Annotated in this window: 7 protein-coding genes; all 7 read right to left on the bottom strand. The window is 41.9% G+C overall.

Annotation, left to right across the window (positions count from 1 at the left end):
• Nucleotides 1-193 precede the first annotated feature (193 nt).
• Nucleotides 194-2,695 carry a M14 family zinc carboxypeptidase gene (locus FAZ15_RS07695; RefSeq protein WP_136900744.1) on the bottom strand — a complete coding sequence of 834 codons (2,502 nt, stop codon included), beginning with the start codon at nt 2,693-2,695 and terminating at the stop codon, nt 194-196.
• 15 nt (nt 2,696-2,710) lie between these two features.
• A complete protein-coding gene (locus tag FAZ15_RS07690; protein ID WP_136900743.1) occupies nt 2,711-3,691 on the bottom strand; it encodes a TlpA disulfide reductase family protein in 981 nt (326 codons plus the stop codon).
• Nucleotides 3,692-3,716: 25 nt separating this feature from the next.
• Nucleotides 3,717-5,219 (bottom strand): RagB/SusD family nutrient uptake outer membrane protein, encoded by a 1,503-nt coding sequence (locus FAZ15_RS07685; protein ID WP_136900742.1) that lies wholly within the window; start codon nt 5,217-5,219, stop codon nt 3,717-3,719.
• Between the two features lie 20 nt (nt 5,220-5,239).
• Nucleotides 5,240-8,404 carry a SusC/RagA family TonB-linked outer membrane protein gene (locus tag FAZ15_RS07680; protein WP_136900741.1) on the bottom strand — a complete coding sequence of 1,055 codons (3,165 nt, stop codon included), beginning with the start codon at nt 8,402-8,404 and terminating at the stop codon, nt 5,240-5,242.
• Between the two features lie 243 nt (nt 8,405-8,647).
• Nucleotides 8,648-11,239 (bottom strand): TonB-dependent receptor, encoded by a 2,592-nt coding sequence (locus FAZ15_RS07675; protein WP_136900740.1) that lies wholly within the window; start codon nt 11,237-11,239, stop codon nt 8,648-8,650.
• 432 nt (nt 11,240-11,671) lie between these two features.
• Nucleotides 11,672-13,450: an acyl-CoA dehydrogenase family protein gene (locus FAZ15_RS07670; protein ID WP_136900739.1), complete on the bottom strand. Its 1,779-nt coding sequence runs from the start codon at nt 13,448-13,450 to the stop codon at nt 11,672-11,674.
• 156 nt (nt 13,451-13,606) lie between these two features.
• Complete coding sequence (locus tag FAZ15_RS07665) at nt 13,607-14,785, bottom strand: acetyl-CoA C-acyltransferase (RefSeq protein ID WP_136900738.1); 1,179 nt, start codon at nt 14,783-14,785, stop codon at nt 13,607-13,609.
• Nucleotides 14,786-14,802 lie beyond the last annotated feature (17 nt).

The following is a 14,802-nucleotide window of genomic DNA, read 5'->3' as shown; positions in this document are numbered from 1 at the left end:
CTCGCTATCAATCTATTTCAATGATCACACCACAAATATAAATATATTTTTTAAAAGTCTACTAAATTAATAGACTTTTAAAAAATATTTAATTCATTTATTAGAACAAGTAATATTCACTACGTACTACATTGGATTTTCCAATACTTCAATCATCCTGTATAATCGACGATCCTATTATAATTTATTAGGATCAGTATCTTGCCGAAGTACCTCCACCAAAGAGGATAGCATTAATAAACGTGCGACTCGTTCCATCCCAACTTCCACGAAACAAAGGGTTATCGGCAAAAAGAACTATATTTCCTCTGCCAAAGGAATTTACTGCTAGAGAAACAGAACCTTTTAAACTTTGTAATTGATTGGTCGAGATATAGCCATTGAGCAATGGATCATCAGTAAAAGCAGCAACGACATTTCCAACTTCTGACGAAGAAATAAACGAAAATCCCTCGCGGACTACAGGTAAATATGCGCTGGTTAACCCGAACGCCAACGGATGCTCCAATTTAACTTTGGTTTGAAAGATAGATGTCGGAATACTTCCGGTTCTTTGCTTTTCGTCAGATTCATTTGCTTCTACCCGCCTTTCGAAACCTATCTTGTTGCTAATCGCCCATTGGGATGCTCGATTAATCGTAATAAGTGTCCCCCCATTCTTAATCCAATTTTTTAAATTTTCAATACCCTCTGGATTCAAAAAAGAATAGTCACCACTTACCAATACAATTCGATTAAATTGTTGAAGATCCGCCCGTCCAAAGACATTAGATTCTACGCGTACCAAAGGATACTTCAAGACCTGATCGAACAGATGCCAAACTTCACCTGCTTCCGTAGATGTTACCCCCTCTCCGGTTACAACAAGAACCTTTGGTTTGTCTATTTTTCTAAACGCACTACTCCCTAAATCTACTCCCTTAACGCTGAAACCGGTCGATATAGGAATCAGGTCGACCTCTTCTTGCTCACTTAATTTTTTTAATTTGGCAAACAACTCTGCGGATGGAATGGATTGATTTGCAACTGGGATAAGCAACGTACCATACGAAAAGTCCCTAGCTCCATTATTGGTATTGATAGAGAATGGTTTGGAAGCAGTAGTTAGCAAAACACCTTCTTCCAACAGCCTCAACAGCAAATGTTGACTCTTTGAATCGCGAAAATCTACCAAATAAGCATACTCCGATTGTTGCAAATTGTCCACAGCCTTTTGTGGCAATGTTTCCACCTTCGCTCCACGCGATGGTGTTGAAATCGCGAAAGAAAGACCTGTAGAGTATGCAACTGAAAATCCGGCCCCATAACCTAATTTACTTGCATCTGCATAATCCTTCTTATCATCAAAGATAATTCCAACCAATGCGCTGTTGGGTTGTCCTACCGGAATGACATACGATTTACCCTTTTCATACTTCACATTGTCAATGGTAACGTCATTTGCATTTTCATATACCTCCAGCTTGTGATCGAGTAACAGTTTTACAAATTTGTGTAAACGGGATATATCATAGTTGTCACCGATAATATAAGATTTCGAAGCCTCTTTACCAGAGCGTGCTGGATTGAAGAATTCTTTTTGCAAATCATATAAACCGTCTTTGTTCGCATGAGCGGCATCGACCGTGGCGATACTGGTTACCAACTGATTTCGAACGGTATGCTCAAGTGTCACCAAACCGTTATTAGATTCTTGACGTAGCCCTCTAGAAGACCCTTGCTCAAACAGTATCCCTACACCCCCATTATAATCAGGGTAGGTCGAACCAAAATTTGGGTTTTTATTATCATAGGACTCTTTTGTGTAATAAAAAGATCCTATTTTATCCAATGCCCTGGCAAAATGGTCAGCAAAAAGCCTATTAAGTTTGTATGTAGATTGCGGTACAAACCGAGATTCGTTTCCATCGGGATCTGTCGGTTCGAAAAAAAATGTACTATTTGTCCCCATTTCGTGGTGGTCGGCTTGCACGTGTGGAAGCCAATCCTGATACAGAGAAACTCGTGCCTTACTCTCGGGATGCACGATATTCACCCAATCACGGTTCAGGTCAAACCAGTAGTGATTACCCCTGCCCCGAGGCCATATTTCCGTATGCTCCCTATCGATAGAAGACGTGTTATAAAAATTCACACTTGAATTCGCGTTTACCCACGAAGCGAAACGTTCTTGCCCGTCGGGGTTACGGACAGGATCGATGAAATAGATCCCTTCTTCGAGTTGCTTCTTCACAAAATCGTTTTGCGCAGCAACAAAATAGTATGCAGACAGCAACGCTGCTTCGGCAGATGACGTTTCGTTACCATGCACCGTATTTCCTAAAAATACAACAAGTGGACCAGTGACGCGCTCTCCTTGACGCACTTTCTTACGTGTATCTTTTATACGCTCCAAGTTTTTAATATTGTCTGCAGACGAAACAATCAGCACATAGATTTTACGGTTTTCGTGCGTACGGCCTATTTCTACTAGGGATGTACGACCCGAAAGTTCCGCGAGTTTTTCATAATAAGAATTGACCCGACTATGTTCGGTGACACGACTTCCGATTTCATAACCTAAAAATTCCTGAGGAGACGGGATTTTAGGATCAAATACAATTTCAGAACCAAAAAAATAATCTATTTTTTCCGCTTTAACACCGCTAACAGATAGCCACAAAAAACAGATGGTTAATAACGATAATACTCTCATGTTTATCCGGATAAATTAGTCTAACAATTCTCCCAAAGTTTTATCCAAATCTTCCCCACGTAGATTTTTCGCGACAATAACACCGTTTTTGTCTATCAGAAAGTTGGCAGGAATGGCTCTTACGCCATATAATTTTGCTGGCTCACTATCCCAAAACAATAGATCCGAAACATGTGCCCAAGTCAAATTATCTTTTGCAATCGCGTCTAACCAGCTATTCTTATTTTTATCTAAAGACACGGCGACAATATCAAATCCTTTCTCTTTGTACTTATTATAGGCTTTCACGATATTTGGATTTTCCCTTCGGCATGGTCCACACCAAGCCGCCCAAAAATCCAAAAGCACATAGCCCTTACCCAAGTGAGCTGAGAAAGCACGAGGTTTTCCTTCTGTGTCGTTTGCAGTGAAATCAGGGGCAGACTTGCCTACTGCAACCGTTTCAAGCGTTTCTGTCAATTCGGTCAAAACCCGTACATAAGGTGTTTCTCTTAAAGAAGGATTCAGTAATTGGATATTAGATTTAATTTCTTCCGGGGACAGACGGTATGAATAGTATCGATAAAAGACATAAGCAGAAACCAATGATGCTGGATTAGCTTTTATAAATTCATCGATTTTGACACCCCGTTGCTTTCCGTATTCCACATATTGATCCTGTAATTTGGATCCGCTCACTACCGTATTTCGGTAATAGGTTGATGTGTCCAATTGTACAGTTACCGGATTTTCATCCAAAAAAACCAGGTATGTACTTTTAGTGGTATCCAACGTCAGCCCATATATTTCGGGGAGTTCTACATTTTTAGCAAATTGGAATTCTCCATTCACGATACTTGCGGAGTCAATAACGAAGAACATCTTATTGTAAAACTTCTGCAAATACACCTTGCCGGACTGAACTCCTTCAACCTTACCTTTAATATTTAGGTTATTGTGGTTCTTGCCCGATGAGAGGACAAAAACGATTGCAATTAATATTAAAATCTTTTTCATATGTATATACTTTGTTTGTTTCTATTTACAAATTGAGATTGGTGCTGATTTCATTTAATGGAATCGGGAAAAGATAATACTTACTATTAGGCACCAAATTTGAATTGTCCGGAAACTTTGTAATCCAATGTCCTAATACCCCAACTGTGTTTCCTGCATTGTCAACAAACGTTTCCGTAGTTTCCTTTCTCACGGGTGCAGTTTGCGTCCTCAGGATATCATATAAACGAAAGCCCTCGCCCCAAAGTTCCTTCCGGCGTTCGAGCAGAATCTCTTCAATTATCGTCGTCTTATTAAAGTCATTGGCGGACAAATCGGAAAGATTTCTCTTTCGCCGCAATTCGTTTAATGTCTCTATCGCCCCTGTTACATTATCCAGCCTCGCTTTACTCTCGGCCTCAATAAGAAGCTGTTCTGAAGCACGCATCAAAATAATATGTCCGTCATGATTGGGATATTTATTTCGGAATTTTTTATACCGGTAAGACCTATAAATCGCTTCCGCGGGTTGCTTGGCAATTTCGAACAATGACTTGCGTATGTCTCCATCAGCAAACAATGCAATAAAATGAGGATCAGGGATGATACTGTTGTACCCATAATACAAATTCGTCCCGTTGGCATCGGTAGCATAGGGTGTGGTCTCTATATAAGCTAAAAACGATGCACCTCCTTTATTTTGAGCTTGTGTTTGTGGATGTCCCCAAATCCATTCGGGATTACTCACATCACTGAACCCTTGGGTGTATTGTTCGGCAGTCATAATAGGATACCCTATACGTGCTTTAGCAGCATACGCTTCAGCAAGATCCCAGTTTTCGAGTGTGAGATAGGTACGGGCCAGTAGTCCGTAAACGACGTTAAGATCGGGGCGATTTTTCACATTGCGCTCAAATCCAGGCAATAGTTTTTCTGCTTCCGTTAGATCGCCTATGATCTGATCGTATACTTCTTTTACTGTAGAGAGCGGTCTAGGCTCTGTACTTGGAGTTGTAGGTTCTGTGTAAATCGGGACGGCCTTAGCATTTGCATCTTTCGCATACGTAAACTGATATTGTCGCACCAAGTTTAAATAATTGTGCCCTCGTAGTGCATAGGCTTGTCCTTTAAGATATTTTAAACTCGGTTTGCTGTCTTCATTAATCGGAATGTTGGCGATGATATTGTTAGCATGATCAATCGATGTATACTGCAATGTCCAAAAAAACAGCGCACGACGAGTTGTATTGTCGAAGGGATCGCGATATGGATACGAATCACGGAATCCATATCTTCCATCCCGGGCGATGGCATCTTCGCCCATTACATCGTGCGTAAGAAAAATTGTAGGAAGCCCTGGATTATCCTGCGAGGTACTATTTTCCAAAAGGTAACGAATCGCACCATTGACGAAAGCATTGATATTATCTTCCGAAGAGAATACTTCCGACGTGGTAATCTGTGTCGCTGGTGCGGTATCAAAAAAATCGTCGCTGCAGGATGTTAATAGTGCCAAAGCAGTCAATATATAACTAAATTTCAGTTTCATAGTCTGATGAGTAATTTTTATTAGAATGATACATTAAGTACGAGTGAATACGCTTTCTGTGCAGGATATCGGTAAAACGTTGAACCGGAAACAGTTTGCTCGGGATCCAATCCTTGGTGTCCATAAAATGTCAACAAATTTTCACCTACAAAACGAAGCCGCACATCTGTGAGAGACCATCTAGATACCAAATCATTTGGCAATCTATAAGACAGGTTAACATTTTTCAAACGGGCATGTGTTGCACTGTACAAAAAGCGTGTCGAAGGAATTGTATTCCACGGGTCGGAAACATAAGAGAGTCTTGGAAAATCTGTATCCGTGTTTTCTGGAGTCCAGCGATTCAATGCTTCTTTTGACCAATTGCGCCCTGGTGCAGATCCTACATGCATAATCATAGGTTGATCTCCATCAAAAATTTTCCCGCCGATGTTGTATGATACAAGGAATGAAAATTCAAAGCCCTTATAGGCAAAGGTATTACTTATACCACCATATAGATCGGGAAGTGAGCTTCCCTGAAAATAAGGGGTTGCTTCAGTTTGATTTGCGGTAGTGGTCCTTCCTGTAATATTGCCGCTGTCGTCAACAACATCCTTATACCAGGTGGCTTTCCCGTTTTCGGGGTCAACTCCAGCCCATTCTTTGATGTAGAAATCGTAAATCGATCCCCCTTCCACCATTTTCTTTGTGTTGCCATATTGCCCTATCGAACCGGTGAGTATTTCCTTCTGGGGCAGTTTGGTTATTTTGTTGGTGTAATGTCCAAAATTAATGGTCGCATTCCAATGGAAATCTTGATTACGAAAGGGGACAACAGTGATCTGTCCATCAATACCCCGATTACTCAAGGAACCGATATTGGCATTTATACCATCGTAACCTGTTGAAGGAGAAAGTGGTTTCGTAAATAACAAATCTCTCGATTGTCGATCAAAAACATCAATTTGGGCTACTAATCGATTATTGAACAAGGAAATATCCGCTCCGAAGTTGAGGTTCAGGTTTGTCTCCCATTTCAATTCTGGGGTAGGAAGATCAGAGGGTAACAGTCCCAACATATCTAAACTGTTGTAGATCGAGTAAAACCCGCCATAGGCAAAATTACCAACCTTATCATTACCTTGTGCTCCATAACTTAAACGAAGATTAAGATTGTCGATATTAGATACATCTTTTAAGAAGTTTTCCTGTTTAACATTCCATGCGGCACCCACGGACCAAAAATTACCCCATCGTGACTGTTTGCTAAAGCGAGAAGAACCATCTCTTCGAAAGCTCGTCGAAAAATGATAACGACCCAAATAATCGTAATTTAACTGACCTAACAAACTGGCCAGGCGGTAATCACTGGAAGTTCCATTAAATGTGCCGCTTACGGTTCCCGCTGAAGGTTCTGTTTTCCCCAATACTTGAAAACCGGAACGGCTACCAGACAAAGATGAAGAATTCTCCACATATACTTCTGGACCAGCTAATAAACTGACATGGTGTTTACTATCCAAATCAAGAGCATAATTCAGAAAGCTGTTTACCGTGTAATTAAGCGTGCGACTTGCACTTCTGCTTGCTGATCCCGCGCCTTCTGTGATAACGCCAGTACTGTAATAAGAATGAGAGTATGAATGCGAACTACCCGCACGATAATCCACATTTGCAGTTGTCTTCAAAGACAACCCTTCAAAAAACTTAATACTCGCGTTTGTTCCCAATAAAACGGCATCTGTCCGGCTACCTGATATGGCGTGTTCTGCACTTCCCAGAATATTTGAACCGCTGACAGCAGTTGTGGGACGCCATCTACCGTAGTCCCATTTTTTATTACCATCTTCGTCTAGTATGTACGATCCATCAGGATGACGCTCGTAAATCGGATAAATATTGGAAATAAGTCGCTGGAAATTCGGGAAATTCCCCGTGTTGCTATCGCTTTGGTTCGGAGAGCGTTGAAAACCCGATGAAAGCGATACATTTGCCCCTGCTTCAAACCAATTATTTATTTTTGACTGTATGTTTGTCCGAACATTATATCTTTCGAAGTTGGATGTTCTTATCCAACCTTCTTCATTTAAATAACCTCCTGAAAAATAATATCTCGTATTGGCACTACCGCCACTTGCACTCAAGTCATATTGCTGGCGACGTCCCGGACGTGAGATCGCTTTACCCCAGTTGTCGTTCCACAAAGGTGTGGCTCCAGCAACCAATTTGCCATCTAAACCTACAGGTTTAGCATATTGCGGGCCAAAGATATTTACTTTCAGCGAACCGTCGACCAAATAATCTGTTGCATATATCGCTGCATCAGTAGCCGATTTACCTTGATCCAGCTGTGTATTACGGATGGCTTCCCATTGTAATTCATAATATTCCTGCGGAGATAAATATTCATAATCTGCCACCGCACGACCTGTGTAGCCATAGTTGGCCGAGAAATTTACTGCTGTTTTCGAGTTTAGGATTCCCGATTTCGTTGTAACGACAATCACGCCATTAGCACCACGCGATCCATATAGTGCACTTGCCGTGGCATCTTTCAATACGGAAATAGATTGAATGTCTTTCGGGTTTAAGTTATTAGGGTTCGCACCTGGGATACCATCAACAACGTAGAGTGGTGCTGTTGAGGCATTAACAGAACCGACGCCACGCACATACAAGTCTGCATCGCTTCCAGGCTGTCCCGACTGCGCAATGGATTGAAGTCCCGGAACGGTTCCTTGTAACGCCTTACCAATAGAGGTAATCTGTAATCGATCCAATTCTGCAGCACCCACCACCGCTACCGATCCGGTATAACTTGATCTTTTGGCCGTGGTATATCCCACTACCACAGTCTCGTCTAAAATTCTTTCGGAAGGAGCAAGTTCAATGACAGTTGGTGATTTCGTTATAACCAACGTTTTCTTTTCATACCCCAAATAAGATACAATTACCGTAAAAGGAAGCTTTTGTCCGGTAACGAATTGAAATTTTCCAAACTTATCGGTCGTGACACTATGTGTCACTGCTTCCAGTTGTAGCGTCGCTCCAGCTATAGGCTCTTTTGTTTGTGCATTAACAACTGTTCCTACAAGCGATGCATTAATGATGGGTTTAGGTTCCTCTTGAGCGTGTACGCTGTGAAAGCTCAATATGGATAGGATAAGTATATAAGAATAGCGGAATACTCCGTATTTTTTCATATTTTTATTACGTTTTAATAGTGAATACTTGCAAGTGCCAACGCCAATTGATTACTTGTTTCATTATTGAACAGAATAGGGAAGCCTCGGCTTCCCTTTCTGTTGCTATATTAAGGGAGGGAGATTTAGCGACACATTCGCATTCGAAGGGACAGGCAATAGAGATTAATAAAATCTATTGATTTCCAGAACGTCCTTTCTGGTATGATGTTGGTATTGTTCATATTTATTTCAGCTAGATGGTTATTTAAGATTATAGCGCAACGTTACACCATACGTTTGCGGATCGCCGATTACACCAGCATATTGGCCAAAGTTTCCTGGTGCTGCAAGCAGCTGCTCGTAATAATCCTTATTCGTCAAGTTACGGCTCCATACGATGGCAGACAGTCCATTGGTGGCTCTAAATCCAACACGCGCATTCAATAAAGCATATGCGTCTATGTTTAGGTATTGCGAGGGGGATGGACTGGAAGAAAATTTTGAACGGTAAAAAAGATCTGTGCCCAAGAAGTAATTCCCTTGTAAGTTCAGAAAATTCCCTTTTGTTGTTAATTCTGCAGCCAGCGTCCAAGACCATTTAGAAATTCCAGGCAATTCACCTCCTGAAATATCTTTGAATGCCTGTGCGCCGCCCACTTCTTCTAACGGAACAGGTGCATTCGTAAACTTCTCATATTTCCCATCAGTATAAGCCAAAGCACCATTCAACCGAAGGAACTTCCAAGGTCGGATAGATCCATCTAACTCAAATCCTTTTACCCGAACTTCTTCTGCATTCGCCAAATATCCTCTGTTTACACCAGGATCTGGTGTTTGAACCTGCGTTTGATAATCTGTGATATTGGTTTGATACACCGTAAGGTTTAGGAAGGAATTCCTGCTCGGGTTAGTTTTTACGCCAAATTCCACATGATTTACGGACTCCGGTTTTACCTCGGCTAAATCCGTTGCTACTTGCCCATCTATAACCGGCAGCCCACCGACATTAATACCTATTGGCTTATAACTATTCGAATAAGTAACATAGGTATTGTAATTTGGTGTAAATTTATACTGCAAGGATAATTGTCCCGACAGATTTCCGGCATCCGCATTAACATCGAAGGTCTGATTGGAATAAATGCTGTTTACTGCAGCAAGTTGCTCCGCTGTGTATTCGATATTGTTATCAATGTATTTCGTCCGGTCGTAGTTGGCTACTTTTTTATCATAGTTGTAGCGTATTCCTGGCAACACATGCAATTTATCGGTTATCGCCCAATCTACTTGAGAGAACACGGCCAAACTGGTGCTCTTGATACCGTATTTCGTACGAATACCTACCTTATCGATCAAACCTGGAGCCCATTGTGTCTGAGATGCACTGCTTTGCTGAAATCGCCATAGCGCATCACCCGCTTCTTCGGTATGTACAGGATCTGTTCTTAGATCCTGCCACAATCCGAACACACCTATTACACCACTTACCTTCTCACTGAGATTGCCTGAATAACGAAACTCTTGTGACCATTGATCATGAACCGAATTACCCGCAGAGATGGTATAGGCCGGCACGCCGAGGTAATCCCTATCATTTAATGGCACCCAGTTCCAATATCTCCATGCAGATGTAGAAGTCAAGGTACCATTTCCTATTTTATAGTCCACGTTTAATGATGCTCCACCTAATTCGTTATCTGCCTTTGAGCGGGTATCCAGATCGACCTTTCTTTCGAAGGCGCTTTTGTACGGAATTTCATATCCCAGATCCTTGATGATGCTATTAAACTGTCTATATTCAGACCGCTGATTTTCGACCACACCGGCGACACCCCAACCATAGCCGTCTGGACGCTGTGCCGTGACATCCCCTGCCAATAATATCTTCAAATTATCGTTTGGCGTGAATAACAATTGTCCTCTAACACCTAAATTATTGATATCATTGATCTGCCGATCCGAGTAGACGTTATATAATGTTCCATCACGTTGTGTTCCTGAAAAGGAAACGCGGGCAGCTAACTTATCTTTGACCAATGGACCAGTTAAGGAGGTTTTAGCCTGTATAAAGCCGTAGTTACCGTAGCTCAATTCAAAATTTGCATTAGGTGTAAATTCGGGCTGACGAGATGTAATGTTAAATGCGCCTGATGTGGTGTTCTTACCAAATAATGTTCCCTGTGGTCCGCGTAGTACCTCTATTTGCTCAACGTCAATAAAGTCTAATGAGGTTGCGGCGGGACGTGCCAAATAAACTCCATCTAAATAAAAACCGACCCCTGGATCAATTCCATCGTTGGTCAAACCGTAAGTAGAACCTAATCCTCTGATATTTAACGTCGTGTTACGCGGATTAGAAGAATATAATTGCACGGTAGGGACCACTTCTTTAATCCGGGCTACATTAAACGCTCCTGCATCTTCTATCGTACTCGCCCTAACGATCGATACCGGAATCGGAATGTCTTGAATCTGTTCAGTCCTTCTTCGTGATGTTACCAAAACCTGTTCCAAAGCCGTGGAACTAGGTGTTAATTCTATCACGGTAGGCGAAGTCTCAACGACTACTTTTCGGCTTGCATACCCCACGTATGATACGTTTAATGTCAAAGGCAGTTTTTGTCCGGTCACGAATTGAAACTTCCCATCACGGTCTGTTTTTACCTGATGGGTTACCGCCTCCAGCTGCACGGTTACACCGGAGATAGGCTCCTTCGTAAGCGCGTCAATGATCGTCCCTGCTAAAGATGCATTAATAATTGGTTTTGGCTCATTCTGTGCATAAACAGAAGAAACTGTCAGTATAAAAGCACTGATGAGGATGCAGATTTGAAACGTATGTTTTGTTTTCATCTAATTGTTTTCTAAATTATTGACGAACAGGTCAACACGATAGCTTGACGCTATATATGCGCATCATATCGATAGTCGATTTTCGTCGCCTTCACTTGTGTTAAAGAAATTGTTATGTATGGTCTGTATTTAAATATACTACAGCATCGAATTTAGGAACACATTCGCATGCGCATCGAAAGACAATAAAGATTGATTAGATCTGTCGAGTTCCAGAAATAAAACTCGCGGTTTAGATAGTTTGTTTTCATATTGTTTCTTATAATAAATACTTCGTAGCCAACGCCCATTGTTTACGTTTATGGGACAAATATATAAATTTTTTTAAATAGTCTACCAAATAAGTAGATTTTATTTAATTATTTTTTACAATGCCTAAAAAAAGCCCGCAACTTTCGTTGCAGGCCCAATATCAATCTAAACCTAAAAACTTCAAAAACAATATTTATTTTCCTCAATAAGCTTCCGTGCAATCCGCTGGCGGGCGTCTTTCACATTGAAAGGCTGCGCTTTAGTAAAACGTCGTAGCCCAACTAACATCATATTTAATTCGTCACCCTCTCCAAATGAGTACAGTGCTTCTTTGGCCGCGATATTTATTTTATCCACTGCCGAATATAAATAGACACGTGCCATATCGGTAGTCAGCGATGCCCCCTCTTCCCCTCTTGAATGGTGGAGTTTTTCTGCACGCAATAATACCGATTCAGCTACATATACGTATCCAATCACATCAGCAATATTCATCAGGATTTCCTGCTCTTTAGAAAGCGACATCATCAGCTTCTGAACCGCGGCACCGGCAACCAGTAATCCTGCTTTCTTCAGGTTAGCAATAATTTTCTTCTCCGCTGCAAATGGGGCTTCGTCTTCTGCACCAAAGTCAGGGATAGACATGAGCTCTCCGGCGACAGCTTGCGCGGGTCCCATTAAATCCAATTCGCCTTTCATCGCCCGTTTTAGCAACATATCCACCACCAACAGCCTATTTACCTCGTTCGTTCCTTCAAAAATACGGTTGATACGAGAATCCCGATAAGCTCTTTCCATAGGGGCTTCGGCAGAATATCCCATCCCACCATAGATTTGTACGCCTTCGTCCACCACATAATCCAACATCTCCGAACACCATACCTTGATGATTGCACACTCAATAGCAAACTGTTCGACAGATTTTAATTTCGCTTTCGCCTCATCCATTCCTCCTTCAACTAATGCATCATAGGCATCATCAATATTTTGCCCTGCACGATAAGCCGCCGATTCCACCGCGAAAAGCCGTGTAGCCATTTCCGCTAATTTGTAACGAATAGCACCGAACTTTGAAATAGGCAGATTAAACTGAACCCGCTCATTTGCATATTTAATAGATTGCGTCAAGATTGCTCTGGAAGACCCAATGGTCGCAGCACCTAATTTAATACGGCCAATATTTAGGATATTGACGGCTATCTTGAATCCATTTTCACGATCAGAAAGCATGTTCTCTACTGGAACTGCACAGTCGTTAAAAAATATCTGGCGGGTGGATGATCCTTTAATACCTAATTTGTGTTCTTCCGGATTCATGGTAATACCGCCAAAATTCCGTTCGATAATAAACGCACTTAAATCCTTATCGTTATCAATTTTAGCGAACACGATGAATATATCTGCAAAACCACCGTTTGTGATCCACATTTTTTGGCCATTGATCAAATAATGCGTCCCTTCTGCATTTAGTTTGGCCGAGGTGCGACCTGAATTGGCATCTGAACCCGAATTAGGCTCCGTTAAGCAGTAGGCAGCCTTCCATTCACCGGTCGTTAATTTTGGAATATACTTATTTTTTTGCGCTTCATTCCCATAATATAGGATAGGCAAGGTACCGATACCCGTATGTGCCGATAAAGCTACCGCAAAAGAAAATCCGCCACCGACCGCATCGGCAACCAGCATCGATGTATTGAAATTCTTGCCAAAACCACCGTACTGCTCAGGTATCGACACACCCAACATTCCAAGTTCTCCTGCCTTGTCGAGCAGGTTGGTCATTAATCCCTCTTCTTGTGCATCGATGCGATCGAGCTTGTTCAACACTTCAGTATCCAGAAAATCCAAACAGGTCTGCCGTATCATCCGGGCCTCTTCGTCAAATTCCTCTGGAATGAAAATATCGGCATATTCGGTTTCTTTGATTACAAATTCACCACCCTTAATAGTCTGTTTCATTTCTTATTACATTTGAGATGTGAGATTCTTTTCTCATCGTTCACATCGGATTTTAATTATTAAACTTGATAACAGAAAAAATTGATTTTAATCTTTTTTTGAGATTTAAGTCATTAGAAAGGTGACATCTCCAATCTAATGTCTCAGATCTCCAATCTAATTCATCATTTCAAATATTCCTGCAGCACCTTGTCCGGTACCTACACACATCGTGACCATACCGTACTTCTTATTTCGACGTTTAAGCTCATTCAAAACTTGAACAGTTAACTTTGCTCCCGTACAACCGAGGGGATGTCCCAAGGCAATAGCACCTCCATTCACATTAATCTTTTCTTCATCCAAACCCAGTTCCCGAATCACCGCGAGGGATTGTGAAGCAAATGCTTCGTTCAATTCAAACAGATCAATATCTTCCTTTTGTAATCCTGCCATCGCCAACGCTTTTGGAATAGCTGCAACCGGACCAATTCCCATAATGCGCGGGGGTACACCTGCGACAGCATAGCTCACTAACCTGGCAATAGGTTGAAGGTTTAATTCCTTCATTTTCTTTTCCGACATCACCAATACGAAGGCTGCTCCATCCGAAGTCTGCGAAGAGTTCCCTGCTGTTACTACTCCGTCTGCAGCAAAAACCGGTCGTAATTTCGCTAACGCTTCTAAAGAAGAATCCGCACGCGGACCTTCATCCGTATCGACGATATATTCCCGTGTTTCCATCGTCTTACCGTCTTTAAGATAATTTTCTCTTACTGTAATGGGCACTACACCATCACGCAGATGTCCATTTTTTATGGCTTCAATTGCCTTTTGATGTGATTTTAAAGCAAAAGCATCCTGATCTTCGCGTGACACCTTGTACTCCTTTGCAACGGCCTCGGCCGTTATTCCCATTCCCCAGTACCAATCGGGATGGTCTTTCGAAACAGTCGGATTCGGCACGATTTTCCACCCGCCAAAAGGCATTCCCGACATCACCTCTACACCTCCGGCGATAATACAATCAGCCATCCCCGATTTAATCTTGGCAACTGCTGTAGCAATAGTCTCTAATCCAGAGGCACAATACCTATTGACGGTAACACCAGGTACTTTATCGGTCTGCAATCCCATTAAAGAGATCAGCCTCCCGACATTCAATCCTTGCTCCGCCTCAGGCATTGCGTTTCCAACGATCACATCGTCGATTTCTTCCTTATTTAAATTTGGAACTGAGGCGACCAGATGTTTGATCACATCGGCGGCCAAGTCGTCTGCTCGCATAAACCGAAATCCGCCACGGGGCGCTTTTCCTACTGCTGTGCGATATCCTGCTACTATGTATGCTTCCATTGCTTTTGATTTGAGAT

This window comes from Sphingobacterium olei (assembly GCF_005048855.1).
GTDB classification, from domain to species: domain Bacteria; phylum Bacteroidota; class Bacteroidia; order Sphingobacteriales; family Sphingobacteriaceae; genus Sphingobacterium; species Sphingobacterium olei.
Note: the sequence above shows the minus strand (reverse complement) of the source record. Positions and strands in the feature narration are given on the sequence as shown.